Here is a 23,170-nt window from a genome sequence, read left to right on the forward strand (position 1 = left end):
CTCCCTCATGCCAGCATGTCGAAGGCCTGGGCCTCGACCTCGCCGAACGCGCGGGTGAAGATGGCCAGCGCCGCATAGAAGCGCGCCTGGGGATGCCGGGATACTGCATCGCACAAATCGCCCAGGAAGGGCTGGATGTGCTTCGAGAAAATAGCCTGTTGTTGTGTAAGGTTGGCGACTTCCACATCGTCGCCCGCGATCAGGTAGCGCATGACCTCGAACAGGCAGGCGATGTGGTCCTCGGTCTCGTAGGTGCTTTCCGCGCGCGCGAGGCCCAGGCGGTCGAGGTCGTTGCGCAGCTGCACCAGCGGCTTGTCGTTGAGGAAGCCGCTCAGGTAGTGCGAACCGAACAGCAGCACCTCGGGCTTGCCGAGGCCGCCGAAGAGCGCGTCGTACTCCTCGCGCGCCGCGGCCGCGCTGGTGTCGCGCGCCACGCCGACCAGCTGGCGCCACGGCTCCTCCAGAAACGAGCCCGCGGCCGGCGCCTCGGTCGGCGCGACCTGGAACGCCTGCAGCAGCTCGGCATCGGGGGCGGCATACCACAGGCGCGCCAGCAGGCCGTAGAGCTCGGCGCGCGCCACCTCCTCGTCGAGTGCCGATGACACCGGAAAGGCTTCGTTCATAGCGGCGCGATCTTCACTTCGTTGGTGGCGCTGTAGAGGTCGATGACCCGGCAGTCGCTGCACATCTTGAGGCGCTCCAGCGCCTCGCCCTGGAACATCGCATGACCGGCGAGCTTGCCGAGCATGGCCTCGATCGCCTTCTGCGTGCCGAAGGGCTTGCTGCAGCGGATGCAGGCCCAGGGCTTGGCTTCGTTGAGGACCACCGGCTGCTTGCGCTCGGGCGCGACCAGCAGCCGCGGCACCAGCGAGACCGCGTCCTCGGGGCAGGTGGTCTCGCACAGGCCGCATTGCACGCAGTTCTTCTCGATGAAGCGCAGCTGCGGCGCTGTCTGGCTGTCGAGCAGCGCGCCCGACGGGCAGGCGCCCACGCAGGCCAGGCACAGGGTGCACTTGTCCTTGTCGACCGCGATGGCGCCGAGCGGGGAGCCCGCGGGCAGCTCGACGACCAGCGGTGCCTCCGCCTGCACGGCGGGGGCCGCGCCCGTCAGGTGGTCGAGCGCCATCTCGAGCCGGCCGCGCTTGTCCGCGCCGACCGCGAAACGGGCCGGGGTCGCGGGCAGGCGCTGCGTGGTGGTGCGCAGCTCGGCCAGCGCGGCATCCAGCACGGCCGTCGAGTCCGCCTCGATCAGGCGGAAGTGCGTGCCCGTGTAGCCCAGGCCGCGCAGCAGCGCCTGCGCGATCTCCATCTGCTTGCGCAGCGCCGCGAGGTACTGCGGCGCCTCCTCGCCGGTACAGAGCACCGCCACCTGCGAGGCGCCGAAGGCGATCGCGCCGAGCCACAGGTCGATGCCCGTGCTCGCGGCATGGAAGAGCCCCCACCGGGATCACGCGCGCGGGCACGCCCTGCGCCGTGCCGAGTTGCGCCTGGCGACCGAGCCGCTCGATCAGCGCCTGGCCGGACTCCTGGCTGTGCAGCAGCAGCGCGGCGTCGCGGCCGCCCGCGGCCGCGTAGGCGCCGAGCAGCTTGCGCAGCTTGAGCCCCTGGTCGGGCGCGCGCGGGTAGGTGTAGCCCAGCGCGCCCGACGGGCACACGGTGGTGCAGGCACCGCAGCCGACGCAGAGGTTCGGGTTGACGACGATGCGCTGCCGCTCCTTGTCGCTGGCAATGGCGTGCGCCGAGCACACCTCGACGCAGGCGTTGCAGCCGACCACCTCGTTGCGGCTGTGCGCGCAGAGGTTCTGCCGGTAGTCGAAGAACTTGGGCTTCTCGAACTCGCCGACCAGCTCGCGCAGCCGCAGCAAGGTCTGCAGGCCTTCGGCATGCGCGACACCGCCCGGCAGGTGGAAATAGCCCTGCGGCGGCGCGTGCCAGTCGATCAGCGGCGCGGCGCCCAGGTCCAGCACGAGGTCGAAGGCCGCGTCGAAGGCCTGGGGCGCGCGCGCGAAGTCGATCGCCCCGGCCACCTTGCAGGCGCGCTCGCAATCGCGGTGCGAGGTGCAGCGCGCGCTGTCGATCTGGTAGTCCAGGCCGATCGCCTGTTCGGGGCAGGCCACCACGCAGGCATCGCAGCGCGTGCACAGGTCGAGGTCGATGGGGTTGTCGCGCGTCCAGCGCAAGGTGAAGGCACCGAGCCAGCCCGCGAGCGAATCGATGCGCCCCGCGATCACCGGCCAGCGCCGCTCCTGCGCGCCGCCGGCCACGCCCGGGCCCTGCGCCCACAGCGTCACGTCGAGCGCGTCGCCGACCAGCGCCGCGGCGCGCTCGGCCTCGTCGAGCGGCCCGACGATCAGCAGCCGGCCCTGGCTGTTGTAGCTCACGGTCGAGACCGGATCGGGCTCGGGCAGGCTCGCGGCCGCGAGCAGCGCGGCGATCTTCGGCATCGCATTCTTCGCGTCACGGCTCCAGCCGCCCGTCTCGCGGATGTTGACGAAGCGGATCGGCGAACTCGCGCCGGGCGTCTGCGTGGCGAGTTCGCCGAACAGCCGTTTCTCCTGCGTGCAGGCGACCACCACGTCGTCGCCGGACTGGATCGCGCGCTGGAAGGCGGGCGCTTCGCGGCGGCACAGCGCCGAATGCAGGGGGAGGGTTTCAGCCAGTGCCGTGCCGATCGTCTTCGGCTCGAGCGGCATCGTCTGGTTGCAGTCGCAGATCAGCGTGGTGGTCATCGGTCTCTTGGCTGGCTGGTTGCACGGCGGCAACTGGCGGGCTGGGGAGTTCCCCGGGGTTCTCGGACTGTGCCACGTCCTCCGTCCCCACGGCTTCGGGGGTTTCCGGGGGCATTTCCTCGGGCTCCTCGTCGAAGAGCTTGAGGAACTTGGCACTTGCCATCTGGCGCAGCATGCCGTCGGGGATCGGCATGGGCTTGGAGTAGTCGTCGACGTAGGTGTCGAGGCCGTCCATCACGTTGAAGTGCGGATCGGAGAAGAGCTTGCGGAAGGCCGCGTTCTTGACCTCGGGCGCCACGCCCTTGGCCACGAACGGCTTGTAGTCGGACTCGATGCCGAGCCCTTCCACGTCCGCGAGCGTCAGCGGTGGCGCAGTCTCCGCGTCGCTCGGCGCAACCGGGGCGGGATCGGCGGCATCGGTGCGTGGAGCCGGCACCGGCTCGGTGGCCGGCGCCGGGGAGGGCGCGAGTTCCGGCGCGGCCTTCGCTTCGACGGCGGCCTCGGTCTCCCGCACCTCCTGCTTGCGCCGCGACCAGCGTCCGAGAAAACCCTCAGACATCGCCGGCTCCCCGCCCGCGCTTCTTCTCGGTCGTCACGCTCGCGGCATTGCCGAAGCGGTCGACCAGCGACCGGAAGCTCTCGGGCCGGCGCCGCCGCTTGGGCTCGATCACGTAGTGCTCGTCGACGAAGGCGCGCACCCACTCGACCACCTCCGCGGGCGCCGGCACCTGCTCGACGGTTTCCTGCGCGTCGAGCCAGCGTCCGGCCTCGTAGTAGCTGAGCGTCACCACCACCGGCCGCGGGATCGGTTCCGGCGCCAGCGTTGCTTCCTCGTCCATGCGCCAGAGCACGAACCAGCACGGCGTCGGCGTGATCGCGTTGAGGTGGTAGCCCTCGGCTTCGTCGCGGAACAGTTCGACCTTGAAGCCCGGATGCAGCCAGCGCTGCTCGCCGTCCTGGTCCTGCAGCAGGCGCGGCTCGGTGCCGAAGCCGGGTTCGTCGGGCAGCACGCTGTCGAGCGTCCAGCGCCACGGTTGCCAGTGGGCGGACGGACCATGCAGCCGCTCGCGGCGCATGAGCACCGCGACGTCGAGCGTCGGGCGGCCGGTGGGCGCGGCCGCGGGAGTTTCGGGGGTAGGCATCGAGCGAACGATAGCCGATCGCCGCCCCGTCTCTTCGGGCGGCGGGCATGGGGACATCGGGTAGCATGCCGCGCAGACCCATACAAGAGAGATGACGAGTTGCCCGGAACCCCTCGGGCCGCTCGGCGGCACGGTCGCATCGGGAGCCACCCGATCGCCATGTCGCAACAAGTTGACCACGATCAATGACCTTGCCTCCGGCATTCGTCAGCATCGCCACTCGACCCGGTGGCGCGGCAGGCCCCAACCTTTCCCGACGCGCGGATCGTGCCGCCGTCGGCGCCATGCGGGTCCCGGCCCTTTTCCGTTCCCCTCACCGCAGCGAAGCCTGACCGTTTCGCCGAAGCTATGACCACAGCCATGCGCCCGCTCGAACCGGTGCGACTAGCCACATTGGACGAACTTCGCGGCCGCATACGCCGCAAGAGCAAGCTGAAGGGCCGCCAGCCCGAGCACGTCGCGCTCGAGGAGGTCCGGGCCCTGATCGGTCCCGCGCCCCACCGGCGCGACCTGCTGATCCAGCACCTCCATCGCCTCAACGACGAATGGCAGTGCCTGCACGATCGGCACCTGGTGGCGCTGGCGCGCGAGATGAACCTGCCGATGGCCGAGGTCTTCGAGGTCGCGACCTTCTACCATCACTTCGAGGTGCTTCGCGGCGATGACCAGCCCGCGGCGCTCACGGTGCGCGTATGCGACGGACTGTCCTGCGAACTGGCCGGCGCGCGCGACCTGTTGCAGCGGCTGCCCGCCTTGCTCGGTGCCGAGGTGCGCGTGGTGGCGGCACCGTGCGTCGGGCGCTGCGAGCAGGCCCCGGTGGCGGTGGTCGGCCAGGCGCCCGTGGTGATGACCCGGGCCGAAGATGTCGCGGCCGCCGTGGGCAGGGATGCGAAGAAGCATCCGCTGCCCGCCGACGATGGCGTCTTCGACGCCGCGGCGGCCGGACCCGGCGCCATCACGTCCTCTCCCGACGACACCGCACCGGCCTATGTCGGCTATCGCGCCTACGGGGCACGCGGCGGCTACGCCCTCGCGGCCGCGGTCGCCTCGGGTGCCAGGCCGGCGGACGACATCCTGAAGGCGATGACCGACTCCGGCCTGCGCGGCCTCGGGGGCGCGGGTTTTCCCGCGGGGCGCAAGTGGGGCATCGTGCGCCAGCAGATGGCGCCGCGCCTGATGGCCGTCAACATCGACGAGGGCGAGCCCGGCACGTTCAAGGACCGGACCTACCTCGAGCGCGACCCGCATCGCTTCCTCGAGGGACTGCTGATCGCCGCGACGGTGGTCGGCATCGACGCCTGCTACGTCTACCTGCGCGACGAATACCACGGCTGCCGCGCGATCCTCGAACGCGAGCTCGCGCTGCTGCAGGCGAACCCGCCGTTCGCGCTGCCGCGCATCGAGCTGCGGCGCGGCGCGGGCGCCTACATCTGCGGCGAGGAGTCCGCGATGATCGAGAGCATCGAAGGCAAGCGTGGCGAACCGCGCATGCGCCCGCCCTACATCGCGCAGATCGGGCTGTTCGGCCGGCCGACCCTCGAGCACAACTTCGAGACCCTCTACTGGGTGCGCGACATCGTCGAGCGGGGGGCGTCGTGGTTCAGCGGCTTCGGCCGCAACGGCCGGCATGGGCTGCGATCGTTCAGCGTGAGCGGCCGGGTGCGCGAACCCGGCGTCAAGCTGGCGCCCGCCGGCATCACGCTGCGCGAGCTGGTGGACGAGTTCTGCGGCGGCATGCTGCCCGGGCACGACCTCTATGCCTACCTGCCCGGCGGCGCCTCGGGCGGGATCCTGCCCGCTCGCATGAGCGACATCCCGCTCGACTTCGACACCTTGCAGCCGCACGGCTGCTTCATCGGATCGGCGGCCGTCATCGTGCTGAGCCAGCAGGACCGCGCCCGCGACGCCGCGCTGAACATGATGCGTTTCTTCGAGCACGAGAGCTGCGGCCAGTGCACGCCGTGCCGTGTCGGCACCGGCAAGGCGGCCCGGCTGATGACGTCGGCGCGGTGGGACCACGACACGCTCGAGGACCTGAACCAGGTGATGGTCGACGCGTCGATCTGCGGCCTCGGCCAGGCGGCGCCGAATCCGGTGCGCTGCGTCCAGAAGTACTTTCCCCACGAGGTGGCCTGAATGAATGCACGCGAAGGAACGCTCCTGGCGCCCGCCACCGTCGAGTTCGAGCTCGACGGCAAGCCGGTGCGCGGCTACGAGGGCGAAACGATCCTGCAGGTGGCCGACAGGCACGGCGTGGAGATCCCGCGCCTTTGCTACACACCCGGCTATCGCGCGGACGGCAACTGCCGTTCCTGCGTGGTCGAGATCGACGGCGAGCGCACGCTGGCACCGAGCTGCTGCCGCGCCCCCTTCGCCGGCATGAAGGTGCAGGCGAAGAGCGAGCGCGCCCTCAAGAGCCAGAAGATGGTGCTCGAGATGCTGCTGTCGGACATGCCCGAGCAGGGCCACAAGTGGGTCGGCAACGACAGCACGCTGCAGCACGGCGAACTGAGCCAGTGGGCCGCGCGCATGGAAGTCGAGGTCCGCCCGGCCCTGGCCGCCATCGGCCGCGCCCAGCCCGCGCCGGACCTCTCGCATCCGGCCATGGCCGTGAACCTCGATGCCTGCATCCAGTGCAACCGCTGCGTGCGCGCCTGCCGCGAGGAGCAGGTCAACGACGTGATCGGCTACGCCTTCCGCGGCCACGACAGCGCGATCGTGTTCGACCTGCAGGACGGCATGGGGGAGAGCACCTGCGTGGCCTGCGGCGAATGCGTGCAGGCCTGCCCGACCGGCGCGCTGATGCCCAAGAGCCACATCGGGCCCCAGGAGGTCGACCGCAAGGTCGACTCGGTGCTGCCCGTTCTGCGGCGTCGGCTGCCTGCTGACCTACAACGTGAAGGACGAGGTCATCGTCAGCGTCGACGGCCGCGACGGCCCGGCGAACCACAACCGCCTGTGCGTCAAGGGCCGCTTCGGCTTCGACTACGCGCACCATCCGCAACGGCTCACCAAGCCGCTGATCCGCAAGGCCGGTGTGCCCAAGGACCCCGAGGCGATCGGCGACCCCGCCGACTGGAGCCAGGTGTTCCGCGAAGCGACCTGGGAGGAGGCGCTCGAGCTCGCCGGCGGCAAGCTCAAGTCCCTGCGCGACACGCATGGCCTCAAGGCCCTGGCCGGCTTCGGCTCGGCCAAGGGGAGCAACGAGGAGGCCTACCTGTTCCAGAAGCTGATCCGCACCGGCTTCGGCAGCAACAACGTCGACCACTGCACGCGCCTGTGCCATGCCTCCAGCGTCGCGGCGCTGCTCGAGGGCGTCGGCTCGGGCGCGGTCAGCAACCAGGTCGGCGACGTCGAGAACGCGGGGCTGATCCTCGTGATCGGATCGAACCCCACGGCCAACCACCCGGTCGCCGCCACCTGGATGAAGAACGCGGCGAAGCGCGGCACGAAGATCGTGCTGGCCGACCCGCGCATCACCGACATCGGCCGGCATGCCTGGCGCACCCTGCAGTTCCGGCCCGACACCGACGTGGCGCTGCTCAATGCGCTGATCCACACCGTGATCGACGAGGGCCTGGCCGACGCCGACTTCCTCACGCGCCGCGCGAGCAACTACGAGGCGCTCAAGGCCAACGTGCAGGGCTATTCCGCCGAGGCCATGGCGCCGATCTGCGGCATCCCGGCCGAGACCATCCGCGAGGTCGCCAGGGAGTTCGCGACCAGCAAGGGCTCGATGATCCTGTGGGGCATGGGCGTCAGCCAGCACGTGCACGGCACCGACAACGCACGCTGCCTGATCGCGCTCGTGAGCGTCACGGGCCAGATCGGCAAGCCCGGCAGCGGCCTGCATCCGCTGCGCGGGCAAAACAACGTGCAGGGCGCCAGCGACGCGGGCCTGATCCCCATGATGCTGCCCAACTACCAGCGCGTGGACGACCCGGGCGTGAACGCCTGGTTCGAGAATTTCTGGGGCGCGCCGCTGGACGACAAGCCCGGCTACACGGTGGTCGAGATCATGCACAAGGCGCTCGCGCCCGACAGCGATCCGCACAAGATCCGCGGCATGTACATCATGGGCGAGAACCCCGCCATGAGCGACCCGGACCTGAACCATGCGCGCCACGCGCTGACCTCGCTCGAGCACCTGGTGGTGCAGGACATCTTCATGACCGAGACCGCGTGGTACGCCGACGTCGTGCTGCCGGCGAGCGCCTGGCCCGAGAAGACCGGGACCGTGACCAACACCGACCGCATGATCCAGATGGGGCGCCGCGCGCTGAATCCGCCGGGCGATGCGAAGCCCGACCTCTGGATCATCCAGCAGATCGCGCAGCGCATGGGCCTGCACTGGAACTACGAAGGTCCGGAGTGCGGCGTGGCCGCGGTCTACGAGGAGATGCGCCAGGCGATGCATGCGGTGATCGAGGGCGTGACCTGGGAGCGCGTCGAGCGCGAGCAGAGCGTGACCTATCCCTGCCTGTCCGAGGACGATCCGGGCCAGCCCACCGTGTTCATCGACAACTTCGCGACCAAGGACGGCCGCGTGAAGCTGGTGCCGGCGGACATCATTCCGGCCAACGAGCGTCCCGACGCGGCCTATCCCTTCGTGCTGATCACCGGTCGCCAGCTCGAGCACTGGCACACCGGCAGCATGACGCGGCGCGCCAGCGTGCTCGACGCGATCGAGCCGATCGCCACCGCGTCGATGAATGCCGGCGACCTGCGGCGGCTGGGCGTCGAGGCCGGCGATGTCATCACCGTGAGGTCGCGCCGCGGCGAGGTGGCGCTGAACGTGCGGCGCGACGACGGCACGCCGACCGGCGCCGTGTTCATTCCCTTCGCCTACTACGAGGCCGCCGCCAACCTGCTGACCAATGCGGCGCTCGACCCGTTCGGCAAGATCCCCGAGTTCAAGTACTGCGCCGTGGCCATCACGGCCGGGGGGCACGCCGCCGCCCGTGACCGGGTATGGCCGGGACAGCACGGAGGTGGAACCGGCGATCGCTTAGGATTCCGCATGCTTCCTCCCGACGACGAGTCGCTCGCATTCTCGGCAGTGCCGCTCCCGCGGCGTGCCGATGCGCCCCGGCTGAGCCACGCGCGGGGCGTGCTGCTGAAACGCATCGAGATCCTCGACCAGCACGGCGAACGCCGCGGCCTCGACATCCCGGCCGAACGGCCGCTGACGGTGTTCCTCGACAAGCGCGAGCTCGTGACCCTGATGACACTGGGCGCCTCGCCCGAGCTGCTGGTGCTGGGCTACCTGCTCAACCAGGACCTGATCCGCGGCGCGGGCGAGGTCGAGAGCATCGACGTCGACTGGGCCGTGGAAGCGGCCGCGATCCGGACGCACGCGGGCGTCGACGACCTCGACGCCAGGACCGCGCGGCGCGTGGTCACCACCGGCTGCGGCCAGGGCACCGTCTTCGGCGACACCATGACGCAGATCGGTGCCATCCGGCTGCCGACGGCCGAGACCGCGCGCATCGGCCAGGCCACCTTGTTGCGCATCCTCGAACTCATGCGATCGCGAGACAGCGTGCATCGCCAGGCGGGCTCGGTGCATGGCTGCGCGCTGTTCCACGGCACCGAGATGCTGGTGTTCGTGGAAGACGTCGGCCGGCACAACGCGATCGACACCATCGCGGGCTGGATGGCGATGCATGGCATCGGCGGCGGCGACAAGGTCTTCTACACCACCGGCCGCCTGACCAGCGAGATGGTGATGAAGTCCGCCCACATGGGCGTGCCGATCATCGTCTCGCGCAACGGCGTCACCGCCATGGGCCACACGTTGGCCGAGCAGCTCGGCATGACCCTGTTCGGGCGCGCGGCGAATCGCCACTTCCTCTGCTACAGCGGGGCCGACCGCTTCGATGCCGAGCCCTTGCCGCACGAGGGATCGCGCGCACTGGCATCCGACTAGCGGGCGTTCCGGCCGGCCTGTAGCGAGGCCGGCATCGTGCCTTCGCTTGGCACCGGATGAGCGATCGTCACCGACACCAAGATCGACGGCGGCGCCTCGACGCCGTTCGACCCCTATGTCGTGGAACATTCGCGGAGGGAGGTGCCCGCTGTCCCGTGCACGCACCCCGCCCGCGAAGTCCCGAAGAAACCGCCTACCTGCGCGACATGAACGCGCGAGCCGTCGCATCGGCGGGCCGCATCAGCCCGATGGCCTCGCGCGCCAGCGCATCGATCGAATCGGTCAGCACCACTTCGAATTCGCCGCGCCGCGCCGCCGGCACGGCCAGCGGCAGCTCGGTGCAGCCGAGCACCACGGCACGCGCGCCTTGCCGCGCGAGTGCGCGAATGCCTTCGGCCGCGGGTGCGAAAGCCTCGTCGATGCGGTTCGCCTTCACGGCCGCGATCGCTGGCACGCACAGGCGCTGCACTTCCTCGGTCGACGGCTCGATGGTCTCGTAGCCCGCGTCACGCAGGTGGCGCTGGTAAAGCCCCATCGCGATGGTCGCGGGTGTGCCGAGGATGCCGACCTTGCCCCCGGTCACGCCCTGGCGGCGCAGGTCCGCCACCACGGCCTCGACGATGTGCAGCAGGCGCGTCGGACTGGCGGCCTGCAGTTCGTCGAACCACAGGTGGGCGGTGTTGCAGGGAATGGCGATGCAGTCGGCGCCGCCGGCCACCAGGGTGTCGATGCCGCGCAGCATGCCGGGCAGCGGGCTCGGCCCCTGGCCGAGGTAGGCCGAGGAGCGGTCGGGAATGGCGGGATCGTTGCACAGCAGCACCGGGATGTGCTGCTGGTCGTTGTCGGCCGGCGTGAGCTGCACCATGCGCAGCGCGAAGGCGGCGCCGGCCAGCGGGCCCATGCCCCCGAGCACGCCCAGCCGCCGCGGTGCGGCGTCGATCACGTGGCGGCTCCGTCGCGCCAGGCCCGCGCGAGCCGGGCCGAGCGTTCGGCCGCCGCCTCGCAGGGATCGATCACGGGCACGCCCACCGCGGCTTCGAGAGGGGCACGCAGTTCGGCCATGCCGGCGCAGCCGAGCAGCACGACGTCGGCGCCGTCCTCGTCGACCAGCAGGCGTGCCGCCGCGATCATCGGCGCCAGCGCATGGGCGGCATCGCCCGACAGGTGCACCGGCAGGTCGAGCGGACGTTCGGCCACGACGCGCTCGCGCACGCCCAGCGCTTCCCAGTAGCGCAGGTGGCGCGGGATGGCGGCACTGGCGATGGCGATCACGCCCACGCGTTCGCCGCGCGCCATGGCGGCATGCATGCCGGCCTCGCCCAGGCCGACGACCGGGCGCTCGCTGTGCGTCGCGCGCGGCGGCGATGCCGGGGTCGCTGAAGCAGGCCAGCACGAAGGCATCGGCCTCGGCGGCATGCGCGGCCACGTCGTCGGCCGCGAGGCGCGCGCCCCGCTCGAAGTCGTCCTGCGTGACGATGCCCGGCGGGCCTTCGTGCGCGGTGACGCAGTCGAAGTCGCATTGCGCGGGCGGCACGGTGGCGCGGAAGGCTCGTGCCACGGCCTCGGTCACCGAAACGCTGCTGTTCGGGTTCAGCACGCGCACGCGCGGTGGGTTGGCGGATGCGTTCATGCCTTGTCCTCGCCCAGGCCGATCAGCGCCTTCAGCACACGGCCATGCGGGCGCTGCGCGGGCGCCACCGGTGCGCGGCGCCTGAGGTCGGGCGCGCCGCGGCGCAGGTACTGGCCGCTGCCGCGCTCGGCATGCAGCGCGCCGTCCTCGATCACCACGCGGCCGCGGCTCACGACCACCTCGGGCCAGCCCTGGATGGTCCGGCCCTCGTAGGGCGTGTAGCCGGCGTTGTCGTGCAGCATGGCGGCGCTGATGGTGGTCTCGCGCTCGGCGTTCCACACCGCGATGTCGGCGTCGGCGCCCAGCGCGATCGCGCCCTTGCGCGGCGCCAGGCCGTAGAGCCTCGCGTGGTTGGTGGCGGTGAGCGCCACGAACTGGTGGATGTCGATGCGCCCCTTGAGGAAGCCTTCGCTGAACAGCAGCGGCAGGCGCAGCTCGATGCCGGGCACGCCGTTGGCCATTTCCTTGAAGGTGGTGGCGTCGCCCTTGGGCAGCTTGCCGGTCTCGTCGAAGCGGTAGGGCGCATGGTCCGACGAGTAGGTGGCCAGGGTGCCGTCGATCAGGCCGCGCCAGATGGCTTCCTGCGCATCGGCATCGCGCGCGGGCGGCGAGCAGCAGAACATCGCGCCCTCGAGGCCCGGGCGGTCCATGTCGGCCGCCGTCAGGAACAGGTACTGCGGGCAGCTCTCGGCCAGCACGTTGGCGCCCAGGGTCTGGGCCTGGCGGATCACCTCCACGGTGTCGCCGCCGGCCACGTGCACCAGCAGCAGCGGCACGTCGACCAGCCGCGCGAGTGCGATGGCGCGGTAGGCGGCCTCGGTCTCGGCCAGCGGGTCGTGCGCCACGCCGTGGAACTTGGGCGCGGTGTGGCCGCGGTCGATCAGGCGCTGCGCGATCCAGCGGATCATGTCGTTGTTCTCGGCATGCACCATCACCAGCGCGCCCTCGGCCCGCGCCAGCGCGAGCACCTCGAGCAGCTGGTAGTCCTCGAGCTTCATGCGGTCGTAGGTCATGTAGACCTTGAGCGAGGTGATGCCGTCGCGGATGGCCGCGGGCAGGTCGGTCGAGAGCGTGGCGTCGTCGGGGTTCGCCAGGATCAGGTGGAAGCCGTAGTCGATCACCGCCTTCTCGGCCGCTCCCCGGCTGTAATCGGCCAGCACCTCGGGCACCGACATCTCGCGGTGTTGCGCCGCGAAGGGCAGGATGGTGGTGGTGCCGCCGAAGGCGGCCGACACGGTGGCCGAGTAGAAATCGTCGGCGCACATCATGCCCATGCCCGAGCGCTGCTCGACGTGGCAGTGGCTGTCGATGCCGCCGGGCAGCACCCAGCGGCCGGTGGCGTCGACGTCGCGGCGGCCCGGCGGCAGCGAGCCGCCGATGGCGGCGATGCGGCCGTCGCGCACGCCGAGGTCGCCCTCGACCACGCGGCCGTCGGTGACGATGCGTCCGCCACGGATCGTGAGGTCGAAGGGTTCTTCGCCGATCAGCGAAGCGATGGTGGTGTCCATGAGGGGTTCCGTGCGCGCGTTCAGACCAGCGGTTCGCCCGCGCCCGTGCGCTCGACGATCAGGCGGTAGTGCTCTGGGCGGCGGTGCTTGGCGAAGTTGAACACGTGCTGGCGGAAGTATTCGCCCAGCGACATGTCGGCCTTCACGCAGATCACCTCGTCCTCTTCCGTGAGCGAGCGCGCCACGATCTCGCCCGTGGGCGCGACGATGGCCGAGCTGCCGATCATGTGGTGGCCGTCCTCCGAGCCGCACTTGGCGGCCGCCGCCACCCAGATGCCGTTCTGGTAGGCATTGGCCTGCAGCGACACCAGGTGCGTGGTGGTGCGCAGGTGCACCGGCTCGTTCCAGTGGATGTTGAGCGAGGGCGTGTTGTAGCCCAGCACCACCACCTCGGCGCTCTGCAGCGCCATCACGCGGTAGGTCTCGGGCCAGCGCCGGTCGTTGCACAGGCACATGCCGAAGCGCGTGCCCATGGTGTCGAAGACGCGGAAGCCCAGGTCGCCGACCTCGAAGAACTTCTTCTCCAGGTGCTGGAACGGCGCCTCGGGCTTGTGCTCGGAATGGCCGGGCAGGTGGATCTTGCGGTACTTGCCGACGATGGCGCCCGCGCGGTCCACGATGATCGCGGTGTTGTAGCGCGTGCCCTCGGGCGTGCGCTCGGCATAGCCGAGGTAGAAAGCCCACGCCGAGCGCCTTCGCCTCGTCGAACAGCGGCTGCACCTGCGCATTGGGCATGGCCGGCTCGAAGAAGCGGGCCTCGGCCTCGGCCTCGTCCATCCAGTAGCGCGGAAAGAAGGTGGTGAGCGCGAGCTCGGGGAACACGACCATCTCGGCACCGCGGCCCTTGGCGTCGCGCATCAGCTCGACCATGCGGCGCACGACCGCCTCACGGGTGTCCGCCAGATGTACCGGGCCCATCTGGGCGACGGCCAGGCCCAGGGTACGTTTGCTTGTCATCATTGCTTCCTCAATCAGCGTTGGTGGTTGTAGAGGTCAGGCGCCTCAGGCGGCCTTGGGGTTCGGGCGGCGCTGGCGTTTCTCCAGCCGCCCCAGCAGCACGACCAGCGGCCACAGCAGCGCGAGATAGATCAGCGCGGCCAGCACGATGGGCGTGGGGTTGTAGAGCATCGATTGCGCGGAGCGCGCGGCATACAGCATCTCGGGGACCGACACCACGCTGGCGATGGTGGTGAGCTTCACCACCTCGATCATGTTGCTCACGAGGTCGGGGAACACGTTGCGCACCGCCTGCGGGATCTCCACGAACAGCAGGCTGGCCGGGCGGCCCATGCCGGTGGACAGCGCGGCCTCGCGCTGGCCGCGCGGCACCGACTCCAGGCCCGCGCGCAGGATCTCGCCGAAGTAGCTCGAGTTGTTGAGCATGAAGCCCAGCGCCACGCAGGCCATGGGCGAGAGCTCCACGCCGAGGTAGGGCAGGCCGGTGTAGAGGAAGATCAGCAGCACCAGCGGCGGGAAGGCGCGGAAGAAGTCGATGTAGACCACGAGCAGCGCGCGCACCAGCCGGTTGCGGATCACGAAGCCGGCCAGCGCCAGCACCATGCCGGCCGCCAGCCCGAGCGGGATCACCCAGGCCGACAGCAGCAGCGTGTTGAGCAGGCCCTGCAGGATGTAGGGCCCGACCTCGCGCACCACGCCGAGGTTGAAGAAGTACTGGAGGATGAGTTCCATGGAGGGCTCCGTTCGGCGGCGTCAGTGGCGGCCCGCGCCGTGGCGCCGCTCGATGTATCGCCCGGCGATCACCACGGGCAGGAAGATCACGAGATAGCCCAGCGCGCCCAGCATCAGCGGTGTGGGATTGCCCGCGAAGCTGGTGGCCGAGGTGGCCTGGTTCAGGATCTCGTTGAGCGCGGCCACCGAGCCGTAGGCCGTGCCCTTGGTGATGGCGATCACGCGGTTGGTCAGCGGCGCCACCATCAGCCGGCACGACTGCGGCAGCAGCACGTGCACCATGGCCTGCGTGTGGCTCAGGCCGGTGGAGCGCGCGGCCTCCATCACGCCGCGCGGCTGCGACTCGATGCCGGCCCAGAACACCTCCTCGGAGAAGGCCGCGAGCACCAGCGTCAGCGCCAGCCAGGTCGAGGCGAAGGCGCCGAGCGACAGGCCCAGGAAGGGCAGCGCGTAATAGAACAGGATGATCAGCACCAGCGGCGGCAGCGCGCGCAGGATGTCGACCAGCGTCGACACCAGGAGCGGCAGCCCGCGCACCGGCAGGCTGCGCAGGTAGGCCAGCACGATGCCCAGCGCCAGGCCGGCGGCGATCACGGCCAGGCCCAGCTCGATCGTCACGCGCGCGCCGTCCAGCACCTGGGGCAGGTAGCGCGCGGCGATGTCGCCGTTGAAGAAGGTGAAGACGAGCTTGTCGAACTGCATGCGGCGCTTCCGGTCGGTCGCTCAGAGCGCGCGGCTGCCGATGCTGGCGATGAAGGCCGCGGTGCGCGCATGCACCGGTGCCTCGAACACCTGCGCGGGCGAGCCCTGCTCGACGATGGCACCGCCGTCCATGAACACCACGCGGTCGGACGCCGCCTTGGCGAAGCCCATCTCGTGCGTCACCACCACCATGGTCATACCGTCGGCGCGCAGCTCGCGCATCACCTGCAGCACGCCGCCGACCATCTCGGGGTCGAGCGCGCTGGTCGGCTCGTCGAACAGCACCAGCGCGGGCTTCAGCGCGATCGAGCGCGCGATGCCCACGCGCTGCTGCTGGCCGCCCGACAGTTGGGTGGGGCGCACGCGCGCCTTGTGCTCCATGCCGACGCGCGCGAGCGCCTCCATCGCGCTGTGCTCGGCCGCGTCGCGCGCCATCTTCTTGACCTTGCGCAGCGCCAGCGTCACGTTGCCCAGCACGTCGAGGTGCGGGTAGAGGTTGAAGGCCTGGAACACCATGCCCACGCGCTCGCGCAGCCGGTTCAGGTTGGCGCCGCGCGCATAGATGTCGTGGCCTTCCACGCGCACCTCGCCGCGACTGGCGTCCTCCATGCGGTTGCAGCAGCGCAGCAGCGTGCTCTTGCCCGAGCCCGAGGGGCCGATCACGGAGACCAGCTCGCCCGCCTGCACGTCGAGGTCGATGCCGTTGAGCACGGGAACGCTGCCAAAGGATTTGTGCAGGTTGCGGACTTGCAGGAGCGGGGAGGACGTCACGGCGATGCTCGGCTGATGGGGGACGGGGTGGGCGGGAAGGGCAGGGGCGCGCTTACTTGCAGACCGGCTTGGCGCTCGTGGCCTCGTAGCCGAACAGGCCCGGAATGCCGTGGCCGGCCGGCGAGACCACCGTGGCCGAGTCGGCCGCGGGCTCGGCGCCGAACCACTTGGTGTGCAGCTTCTGCAGCGAGCCGTCGAGCTTCATGCACTTGAGCACGTTGCTCACCTGGTCGCGCCCGGCCTTGTCGTCGAGGCGGAACGGAATGGCCCAGACCGAGCCGGTCTTGATGACGAAGGTGGTCTTGATCGCCGGCGTGCTCTTCACGGCCCAGGCCGAGGGCGTGACGCCCGCGAGGTTGGCGTCGCCGCGGCCCGAGATCACGGCCTGCACCGCGTCGGCGTTGGTGCCGTAGACGGCGATCTCGTAGCCGTACTGCGCCTGGTTGTTGCGCGCCCATTCCTCGGGGCCCGAGCCCTTGTTCACGGCGATGGTCTTGCCCTTGAGGTCTTCGAGGCGCTGGATGTCGTTGCGATCCTTCTTCACGACCAGCGTGAAGTTGTTTTCGAGGTAGCCCTCGGTGAACAGCACCGACTTCGCACGCTCGGGCGACACCGTGGTCGGCGCCATCAGGAAGTCGAACTTGCCCGCGTTGAGCGCGGGGATCAGCGCCGAGTACTGCGCGCCCTCGATCTCGATGCGGCGGCCCAGGCGCTTGGCGATCTCCTCGCCAAGCTCGACGTTGAAGCCCTGGTAGCCGCCGCTGAGCTTGGGGAAGGCATGCGGCGGGAAGTTGGGATCGACGCCGGTGCGCAGCGGCGCGGGCTGGGCGGCGGCGGTGCCGGCGGCACCGGCGATGAGGGCGAAGGCCAGCGGCGCCAGCAGGGACTTGAGGTGACGGAACATGGGCTTTTCTCCAGAAATAGTCGCGGTCGAAACGGCGGGGTTCGCGGGGAGCGAACTGCACCGCGGTGGTGTGCGGTGGCGATGCGACGAATTATTTCGAGCGAGAAAAGCGGCGTCGATTGATGCTTTGTGCGGCGTCCTTACGCGCTGGTTAACACCTGGCCCCGGGCTGGTGCGCTGTGTTTTTGCGTGCTTATATGCGGTGCGAAGCGCATGCTATTCGGGCATTCCCTGGCTTCGAGCGCCAGGCCCAGCGACAGCGGCGGTCAGTCTTCCTGCGCTTGCGGCGCGGCGAGCCCGCGCTGCATCAGCACGCTGCGCAGCGTTCGCACGAAGGCTTCGGCGGCCGGCGAGAGCGGGTCGGTGCGCAGATGCACGAGGTGCGCGACCAGCGGCTCGATGCCCTCCACCGGCAGGATGCGAAAGCGCGCGTCCGGCCAGGCCTGCAGCGAGAACTCGTCGACCAGCGCGATGCCCGCGCCCAGGTGCGTGAGCGCGCAGGCGTTCTGCGGCGAGCCCACCTCGAGCATGGTGCGCGGGGCCTCGTCGAGCGACGCGAAGAAGTGGCGCACCAGTTCGCCGAAGGGCGTGCCGCGCGGGTACGACATCAGGTCGTAGGGCAGCAGGTCCTGCGCGCCGACCGCGTTGCGCGCGGCCAGCGGATGCGTGTGCGGGGCAGATGCACACGATGCGGCAGCGCGCGACCGGCATCGTGATCAGGTTCGGATGGTCCACCGCCTCGAGCGAGATGCCGAGGTCGAAGTGACGGCTCAGCAGGCGCTCGCGCAGCAGGTCCTGGTTGAGGCACTTGAAATGCACGCGCGTCTCGGGATTGGCCTGGTGGTAGTGCGCGATCGCCATCGGCACCAGCATGTGGCCGATGCCCGGGGCTCGACACCACGCTGATCAGGCCCGAGCGGCGCGCCATGAGCTCGTGCGTGAGGTCGCTGATGCGCTGCACGCCCTGGTAGACGTCCTCGACCTCGTGATAGAGGCGCCGCGCCTCGGCGGTGGGCGACAGCCGGCCCTTGATGCGCATGAAGAGCGGAAAGTTGAGCTGGGTCTCGGTGTGCGAGAGCACCCGGCTCACGGCGGGAACGGACACATGCAGCAGGCGGGCGGCATCGCTCACGGAGCCGGTGGCCATGATGGCCCGGAACACTTCGATTTGACGCAGATTCATGGCGCGGAACTTTAGCGCTACATCGCGCCGGCCCCTGAGGCCGCGCCGCGGGCGCCTATTCCTGCAGCGCCGCCTGCGTGTGCTCGATGTGCTTCTCGAGCAGTTCCACCGCCAGCGGGATGTTCTTGGCGATGCAGGCCTTGAGGATCTGCGAATGCTCGGACTGCGAGGACTTGCGCCCCACCTTGTGCGACTGCAGCGCGCGCAGGTGGCGCGCGATGCCGCGCACGCTCTCCTCGATCATCTTGAGCAGCTTGTCGCGCCCGCAGGGGCGGTAGAGCGTCAGGTGGAACTCGAGGTTGAGGTCGGCCCATTCCTGCGGCGATTCGCTGCCGGCGTAGCGCGCGATGATCTCGCGCGCGGCGCGGTGGTGCGCGGGGCGCAGGTGCGGAATCGCGAGCTTGAGCGCGCGGGTCTCGAGCGCGATGCGGATGTCGAGCGCCTCGACCAGGTCCTTGATCGACTGCGACGCCACGGTCGAACCCGCGTGGGCGCGGTGCTCGATCAGGCCCTCGGCCTCGAGCCGCTTGAGGGCTTCGCGCACCGGGATGCGGCTGACGCCGAAGCGCTCGGCCAGCGCCTGCTGCTTCGAGCTGCACGCCGATCCCCAGTTCGCCGCTCAGGATCAGTTGCCGCAAGGATTCCGTGACGGAATCGGCCGAGAGGATCTGCTCGCCGGTCGGTGCCTGGGCCACCATTCGAACTCCCTTGTTGTCGTCGCCATGAACTGCGGGGGATTCTACGGAAGATCCCATTTCGGATCCCTCGGGCGAGGGTGCCCGGGACATCCTGTATAGCCGGCGGCGGCCGCAGCGGTTAAAACCTAGATCCTGGATTGGATCCAATCTGGAACGCTTCTTGCTCGCCGTTTCCCCCAAGTTCGAGGGCGGCCTCCGAGGTGCCGAATGTGTGCGTTGCGCCCCACATTGGATCCAATCCTGAATTCAATCATGGAGCCATTCGTAGGTATTTGCCCTTGATTTGCCCTCGCGCCCGTTGCGTCGGAAGCGGATGGCTGCCTAACATCTGTACCTGTCTATACATCAGTAGACAAAGCCCAATCATCTTTCTGGAGAGTTCATGTCCGAGTCGAGTTATCTGAGCGGCGCCTGCGTTTGGTCGGGTGCCGAGATGGGCCACAACGATCGGTGGGTCAAGCAGTTTCCCGCCGTCGTTCTGGATCAAATCGATACTGCGTTGCAAAAGACCGAGGGCCTCGACTGGCGCAGGATCGACCGCCAGAACTTCCCGCTGCCCGATGCCAAGCCCTTCTTCGACGAGGTGCGCGAGGAGCTCGAGAACGGCTCGGGCATGGTCAAGATCCGCGGCCTCGAGGTGGGGCGCTACCAGCAGGAGCAGCTGCGCCGCATCTGGTACGCGCTGGGCGCGCACCTGGGCACGCCGATGTTCCAGAACTACCGCGGCGAGGTGATGCGCGAGATCAAGGACGAGGGGATGGGCGTCGGCGCCAGGCTCTACGGCGCGACCGTCGACGAGCACGGCAAGCAGTTCCTCTCGTCGGGTGCGCGCACGCTGTCGCCGGGACAGCTGCGCTTCCACACCGACCGCTGCGACGTGGTCGGGCTGCTGTGCGTGCGCCAGGCCTCCGAAGGCGGCGTCAGCAAGCTCGCGAGCAGCGCGACCGTCTACAACCGCATCCTCGAGCGCCGGCCCGATCTGCATGCGCTGCTGTGCCAGGCGATTCCGCGCAGCCGCTTCGGCGAGGAGGCCGGCGGCGAGCACGTGGCCTACGACCTGCCGATCTTCGGCGTGCGCGACGGCAAGCTCACGAGCCACTTCTCGCTGACCTACATCGAGAACGCGCAGATGCTGCCCGGCGTGCGCAAGCTCGGCGAGGCCGAGCACGAAGCCATCCAGCTGCTGATGGCGGTGGCCGAGGAGGAGTGCTTCGAGATGCGCTTCGCGCCGGGCGACATCCAGCTGCTCAACAACCACGTGATCTACCACGGCCGCACCGCCTTCAAGGACGACGTGCAGACCGGCCAGGACCGCATGCTCATGCGCCTGTGGCTGTCGGTGCCCAATTCGCGCGCGCTGCCCGACGACCATGCGGTGCTGTGGGGCGACGTCGGCTCGGGCAAGCCGCACGGCGGCATCGCGCAGCCGGCGGCGGCGCTGCCGGCCTGAACCCGCGTCGCGCCCTGCCGGCCGCCCGGCGAGGCCCGGCCTTCGATCTCTCTTGCTTCGCTGCAGGACTCCCTTCGCAAGGGGTTCTGCCTTTTGCAACTTGCGTGCGTTCTCTCTGGAGGTGCCTATGAATCGATGGATGCGATGGCTGGCCGTGGCGTTCCTGGTCTGCACGGCCGGCACGGCTTCGGCGCAGGACTGGCCAAGCCGGCCAATCCGCTTCGTCGTGCCCTGGCCGCCCGGCGGACTCAACGACACCATCGCCCGCGCGTTCAACGACCGCGTCGGGCAGGCGCTGGGGCAGCCGGTGGTGCTGGACTTCAAGCCTGGTGCCGCGGGCCGCATCGGCGTGTCGGACGTGGCGCGCTCCGCGCCCGACGGCTACACCGTCGGCATGGGCAACCTCGGGCCGCTGACGATCCATCCGGTGCTCTACAAGCAGATGCCCTACGACGTGAAGAAGGACCTGCTGCCGATCGCGATGTTCGCCGCCTCGCCGCTGGTGCTGGTGGTGCCGGCCACCTCGCAGTTCAAGTCGGCGCGCGAGCTGGTCGAGGCGGCGCGCGCGAAGCCCGGCGGCTACAACTTCGCCTCGGTCGGACTCGGCAGCCCCGCGCACCTGACCTTCGAGCTGGTGAACGCCAAGGCCGGCATCCAGATCGTCCACGTCCCCTACAAGGGCACCAACGAAGCCCTGCCCGCGGTCATCGCGGGCGACGTGCACGCCACCTTCGACACGCTGTCGAGCCTGCAGCCCTTCATCAAGGCCGGCAAGCTGCGACCGCTGGCCGTCACCACGGCCGAGCGCGTCGCGCAGTTGCCCGAGGTGCCGACGCTCAAGGAGCTCGGCCTGCTCGATGACCCCGTGCTGTCCTGGTATGCGCTGATCGCGCCGGCGCGCACGCCCGCCGCGATCGTCGCGAAGCTGTACAAGGCCTATGGCGATGCCGCGCAGACCCCGGAGATCCAGAAGCTGCTGGCCGCGCAGGGCCTGATCTACCTGCCGATGTCCTCGGCCGAGTTCCAGGCCGGCATCGACAAGGAGACCGCCCGCTGGGCCCGGATCATCCAAGACCACCGCATCGAAGTCACGCCCTGAACACCACGCATCTCTCGCCACCCGGACCGCTTTTTTTCCTCGATTCCAATCAACCCAACGGAGCCCCGACATGACATCCCCCCAGCGCCAGCGAACCACTTCCCACGCCAGGCCGATTGCCTCGGGTACTCGCGGCCCTCCTCGTGAGTGCCGCCTCGTTCGCGGCTTCCGCGGCACCGGACTACGGCAAGTGCGAGGTCACGGGCCAGCGCGGCTCGGTGAAGCTCGAGACCGTGGTGCCGGGCGCGCTGTCCGTGCGGCCCGTGCTGCCCTCGCCGGGCTGGTGGAACGGCGACTCGATCGACACCATCAAGGACGGCTTCGAATACTGCATGGCCGCCAACATGGCCTACCGCGCCGGCCTCGACAAGGTGGTGGTGGTGAACCGCTCGTTCGCGCAGATCCTCACCGGCCAGGCGCAGGGCTTCGACATCGCGCTGAGCCAGATCACCATCACCGACGAGCGCAAGAAGGTGGTGAACTTCACCGAGCCCTACTTCAGCTCGGACCAGGGCATCCTCGTGAAGGCCGGCGTCAAGGTCGACAAGGAGAGCATCAAGAAGCTGCGCCTCGGCGTGAAGCAGGGCACGACCATCCTTGGCTACCTCGCCGACAACGTCAAGCCGGTGGAACAGCCCAAGGTCTTCGCCGAGGCGGCCGCGATGTACGCGGCGCTGGCGGCCGGCCAGGTCGACGCCGTGCTCTACGACACGCCCAACCTGCTGGCGCGCGCCAAGCAGTCGAACGGCCTGTTCGAGGTGGTCGGCCGCTACGACACGGGTGAACGCTGGGGCGGCCTCGTCAACAAGGACTCGCAGAACATGGCGACCTTCAACAAGCTGATCGACGAGATGAAGCGCGACGGCACCTTCGCGCGCCTGGCGAACCAGTACCTGACGCCCAGCCTCGGCGCCGATCCCACCAAAGTGCCCGTCTTCAATCCCTGAGACCGAGATCCGACCATGAACAGTGCAACGCAGCAGTCCGCCGGCCTGCCTTCGCCCGTCGCGGGGCAGGAGCGCCGCCTGAACATCGGAGGCATGCCGAAGGTGCCGCTGATGCTCTTCCTCTTCGCGCTGGCGGGCGTGATCCTGGTCGTCGCGGCCAGCTGGTACACCCTGCAGTCCCTGCGCGAGGCCCTGCGGGGCAGCGCCTGGGACGGCTGGTGGACCACGGCCGGGGCCGGGGTCCTCGCGCTCGCGTCGCTGGCCGTGGTCCGGCCGCTGTGGCGCGCCTTCCAGCGCTGCCGCGGCGTGCGCGCGGCGGCGAGCCGCATGGACATCGTGGCGGCGCGCATCGAGCGCTCCGACGCCTGCGTGCAGAGCTGGATCGCGCTCGGCCACACGCTGGCGCAGTTCCTCGTGGTGCTGGGCTTCCAGTTCCTGCTGGCCAACAACCAGGCGGTCGCCAAGACCTTCTTCCTGGTGCCGCTGATCGTGAAGACCTTCCCGCTGGTCCTCGATGCGTTCTGGGTCAACGTGAAGATCTTCCTGATCGCCGAGGTGCTGGTGCTGGTCTGGGGCCTGATCGTGGCGCTCGCGATGTTCGCGCCCGGCGCCGCCGGCAAGCCGCTGCGCTTCATCGCCACGGCCTACGTCGACGTGTTCCGCTCGATTCCCGCGGTGCTGGTGATCTACCTGGTCGGCTTCGGCCTGCCGTTGACGGGCGTGCCCATCCTCAAGGACCTGTCGCTCACGACCTATGTGGTGATCGCGCTGACCCTGACGGTCGGTGCC

Annotated in this window: 16 protein-coding genes and 8 pseudogenes; 7 read left to right on the plus strand and 17 right to left on the minus strand. The window is 69.6% G+C overall.

Features of this window, described 5'->3' with window-relative positions; translation table 11 throughout:
* Positions 1 to 5 precede the first annotated feature (5 nt).
* The 4 genes and pseudogenes from ACHMXE_RS00215 to ACHMXE_RS00230 all read right to left on the minus strand — a co-directional run bounded on the left by ACHMXE_RS00215 (position 6) and on the right by ACHMXE_RS00230 (position 3,871).
* Positions 6 to 623 (minus strand): molecular chaperone, encoded by a 618-nt coding sequence (locus ACHMXE_RS00215; RefSeq protein ID WP_395346207.1) that lies wholly within the window; start codon positions 621 to 623, stop codon positions 6 to 8.
* A pseudogene (locus ACHMXE_RS00220) lies at positions 620 to 2,693 on the minus strand (4Fe-4S dicluster domain-containing protein). Before ACHMXE_RS00220 ends, ACHMXE_RS00215 begins: the two are co-directional and overlap by 4 nt.
* A complete protein-coding gene (locus tag ACHMXE_RS00225; protein WP_395346208.1) occupies positions 2,653 to 3,288 on the minus strand; it encodes a DUF3306 domain-containing protein in 636 nt (211 codons plus the stop codon). The pseudogene ACHMXE_RS00220 and the gene ACHMXE_RS00225 overlap by 41 nt, the downstream one beginning before the upstream one ends.
* Entirely contained in the window at positions 3,281 to 3,871 is a 591-nt protein-coding gene (locus tag ACHMXE_RS00230; RefSeq protein WP_203207272.1) for a DUF3305 domain-containing protein, read from the minus strand. The genes ACHMXE_RS00225 and ACHMXE_RS00230 overlap by 8 nt, the downstream gene beginning before the upstream one ends.
* Before the next feature lie 348 nt (positions 3,872 to 4,219).
* Here ACHMXE_RS00230 and ACHMXE_RS00235 point away from each other — a divergent pair, with 348 nt between their 5' ends.
* The 3 genes and pseudogenes from ACHMXE_RS00235 to ACHMXE_RS00245 all read left to right on the plus strand — a co-directional run.
* A complete protein-coding gene (locus ACHMXE_RS00235) occupies positions 4,220 to 6,007 on the plus strand; it encodes an NADH-ubiquinone oxidoreductase-F iron-sulfur binding region domain-containing protein (protein WP_395346211.1) in 1,788 nt (595 codons plus the stop codon).
* Positions 6,008 to 8,831 (plus strand): annotated as a pseudogene (gene fdhF / locus ACHMXE_RS00240) (formate dehydrogenase subunit alpha); the annotation flags it as partial. It abuts the gene before it with no gap.
* Positions 8,832 to 9,104: 273 nt separating this feature from the next.
* A pseudogene (locus ACHMXE_RS00245) lies at positions 9,105 to 9,800 on the plus strand (formate dehydrogenase accessory sulfurtransferase FdhD); the annotation flags it as partial.
* Positions 9,801 to 9,993: 193 nt separating this feature from the next.
* Here ACHMXE_RS00245 and ACHMXE_RS00250 read toward each other — a convergent pair.
* From ACHMXE_RS00250 to ACHMXE_RS00310, 13 genes and pseudogenes are all read right to left on the minus strand, one after another.
* On the minus strand, positions 9,994 to 10,701 hold the full coding sequence (locus tag ACHMXE_RS00250) for an aspartate/glutamate racemase family protein (protein WP_395347370.1): 708 nt from the start codon (positions 10,699 to 10,701) through the stop codon (positions 9,994 to 9,996).
* 38 nt (positions 10,702 to 10,739) lie between these two features.
* On the minus strand, positions 10,740 to 11,216 hold the full coding sequence (locus ACHMXE_RS00255; protein WP_395347371.1) for an aspartate/glutamate racemase family protein: 477 nt from the start codon (positions 11,214 to 11,216) through the stop codon (positions 10,740 to 10,742).
* A pseudogene (locus ACHMXE_RS00260) lies at positions 11,194 to 11,430 on the minus strand (aspartate/glutamate racemase family protein); the annotation flags it as partial. The gene ACHMXE_RS00255 and the pseudogene ACHMXE_RS00260, both read right to left, overlap by 23 nt.
* On the minus strand, positions 11,427 to 12,938 hold the full coding sequence (hydA, locus tag ACHMXE_RS00265; protein ID WP_395346212.1) for a dihydropyrimidinase: 1,512 nt from the start codon (positions 12,936 to 12,938) through the stop codon (positions 11,427 to 11,429). The pseudogene ACHMXE_RS00260 and the gene hydA, both read right to left, overlap by 4 nt.
* Before the next feature lie 20 nt (positions 12,939 to 12,958).
* A pseudogene (locus tag ACHMXE_RS00270) lies at positions 12,959 to 13,898 on the minus strand (N-carbamoyl-D-amino-acid hydrolase).
* A 42-nt stretch (positions 13,899 to 13,940) separates the two neighbouring features.
* Complete coding sequence (locus ACHMXE_RS00275; RefSeq protein WP_395346213.1) at positions 13,941 to 14,627, minus strand: amino acid ABC transporter permease; 687 nt, start codon at positions 14,625 to 14,627, stop codon at positions 13,941 to 13,943.
* Between the two features lie 21 nt (positions 14,628 to 14,648).
* The gene (locus ACHMXE_RS00280; protein ID WP_203207263.1) at positions 14,649 to 15,329 is read right to left on the minus strand and encodes an amino acid ABC transporter permease; all 681 of its coding nucleotides are present in this window, start codon (positions 15,327 to 15,329) and stop codon (positions 14,649 to 14,651) included.
* Between the two features lie 21 nt (positions 15,330 to 15,350).
* Positions 15,351 to 16,100, minus strand: a complete 750-nt coding sequence (locus tag ACHMXE_RS00285) for an amino acid ABC transporter ATP-binding protein (RefSeq protein WP_093349649.1) — start codon at positions 16,098 to 16,100, stop codon at positions 15,351 to 15,353.
* 52 nt (positions 16,101 to 16,152) lie between these two features.
* Entirely contained in the window at positions 16,153 to 17,004 is an 852-nt protein-coding gene (locus ACHMXE_RS00290; RefSeq protein WP_395346215.1) for a transporter substrate-binding domain-containing protein, read from the minus strand.
* A gap of 266 nt (positions 17,005 to 17,270) precedes the next feature.
* The gene (locus tag ACHMXE_RS00295) at positions 17,271 to 17,612 is read right to left on the minus strand and encodes a LysR substrate-binding domain-containing protein (protein ID WP_395346217.1); all 342 of its coding nucleotides are present in this window, start codon (positions 17,610 to 17,612) and stop codon (positions 17,271 to 17,273) included.
* Between the two features lie 106 nt (positions 17,613 to 17,718).
* A pseudogene (locus ACHMXE_RS00300) lies at positions 17,719 to 17,877 on the minus strand (LysR substrate-binding domain-containing protein); the annotation flags it as partial.
* A 184-nt stretch (positions 17,878 to 18,061) separates the two neighbouring features.
* Positions 18,062 to 18,187 (minus strand): annotated as a pseudogene (locus tag ACHMXE_RS00305) (LysR family transcriptional regulator); the annotation flags it as partial.
* A 55-nt stretch (positions 18,188 to 18,242) separates the two neighbouring features.
* Positions 18,243 to 18,764, minus strand: coding sequence for a GntR family transcriptional regulator (locus ACHMXE_RS00310; protein ID WP_395347373.1), 522 nt, complete (start codon positions 18,762 to 18,764; stop codon positions 18,243 to 18,245).
* Positions 18,765 to 19,384: 620 nt separating this feature from the next.
* Between ACHMXE_RS00310 and ACHMXE_RS00315 the strand changes: the two genes are divergently transcribed.
* The 4 genes and pseudogenes from ACHMXE_RS00315 to ACHMXE_RS00330 form a co-directional block, all read left to right on the plus strand.
* Positions 19,385 to 20,335, plus strand: a complete 951-nt coding sequence (locus tag ACHMXE_RS00315) for a TauD/TfdA family dioxygenase (protein WP_395346218.1) — start codon at positions 19,385 to 19,387, stop codon at positions 20,333 to 20,335.
* A gap of 139 nt (positions 20,336 to 20,474) precedes the next feature.
* Positions 20,475 to 21,434, plus strand: coding sequence for a Bug family tripartite tricarboxylate transporter substrate binding protein (locus ACHMXE_RS00320; RefSeq protein WP_395346220.1), 960 nt, complete (start codon positions 20,475 to 20,477; stop codon positions 21,432 to 21,434).
* 143 nt (positions 21,435 to 21,577) lie between these two features.
* Positions 21,578 to 22,381, plus strand: coding sequence for an ABC transporter substrate-binding protein (locus ACHMXE_RS00325; RefSeq protein WP_395346222.1), 804 nt, complete (start codon positions 21,578 to 21,580; stop codon positions 22,379 to 22,381).
* A gap of 327 nt (positions 22,382 to 22,708) precedes the next feature.
* Positions 22,709 to 23,134, plus strand: a pseudogene (locus ACHMXE_RS00330) (ABC transporter permease subunit); the annotation flags it as partial.
* Positions 23,135 to 23,170: the final 36 nt, after the last annotated feature.

The organism is Variovorax sp. UC122_21 (assembly GCF_044056785.1).
Lineage (GTDB): Bacteria > Pseudomonadota > Gammaproteobacteria > Burkholderiales > Burkholderiaceae_C > Variovorax.

Bases quoted from the DNA above. Each gene is read 5' to 3' on its own strand.
- ACHMXE_RS00230 (WP_203207272.1), bottom strand. From the start codon at position 3,871: ATGCCTACCCCCGAAACTCCCGCGGCCGCGCCCACCGGCCGCCCGACG.
- ACHMXE_RS00255 (WP_395347371.1), bottom strand. From the start codon at position 11,216: ATGCCGCCGAGGCCGATGCCTTCGTGCTGGCCTGCTTCAGCGACCCCG.
- ACHMXE_RS00275 (WP_395346213.1), bottom strand. From the start codon at position 14,627: ATGGAACTCATCCTCCAGTACTTCTTCAACCTCGGCGTGGTGCGCGAG.
- hydA (WP_395346212.1), bottom strand. From the start codon at position 12,938: ATGGACACCACCATCGCTTCGCTGATCGGCGAAGAACCCTTCGACCTC.
- ACHMXE_RS00225 (WP_395346208.1), bottom strand. From the start codon at position 3,288: ATGTCTGAGGGTTTTCTCGGACGCTGGTCGCGGCGCAAGCAGGAGGTG.
- ACHMXE_RS00290 (WP_395346215.1), bottom strand. From the start codon at position 17,004: ATGTTCCGTCACCTCAAGTCCCTGCTGGCGCCGCTGGCCTTCGCCCTC.
- ACHMXE_RS00295 (WP_395346217.1), bottom strand. From the start codon at position 17,612: ATGTCGTACCCGCGCGGCACGCCCTTCGGCGAACTGGTGCGCCACTTC.
- ACHMXE_RS00235 (WP_395346211.1), top strand. From the start codon at position 4,220: ATGACCACAGCCATGCGCCCGCTCGAACCGGTGCGACTAGCCACATTG.
- ACHMXE_RS00320 (WP_395346220.1), top strand. From the start codon at position 20,475: ATGCGATGGCTGGCCGTGGCGTTCCTGGTCTGCACGGCCGGCACGGCT.
- ACHMXE_RS00250 (WP_395347370.1), bottom strand. From the start codon at position 10,701: ATGGGCCCGCTGGCCGGCGCCGCCTTCGCGCTGCGCATGGTGCAGCTC.
- ACHMXE_RS00280 (WP_203207263.1), bottom strand. From the start codon at position 15,329: ATGCAGTTCGACAAGCTCGTCTTCACCTTCTTCAACGGCGACATCGCC.
- ACHMXE_RS00215 (WP_395346207.1), bottom strand. From the start codon at position 623: ATGAACGAAGCCTTTCCGGTGTCATCGGCACTCGACGAGGAGGTGGCG.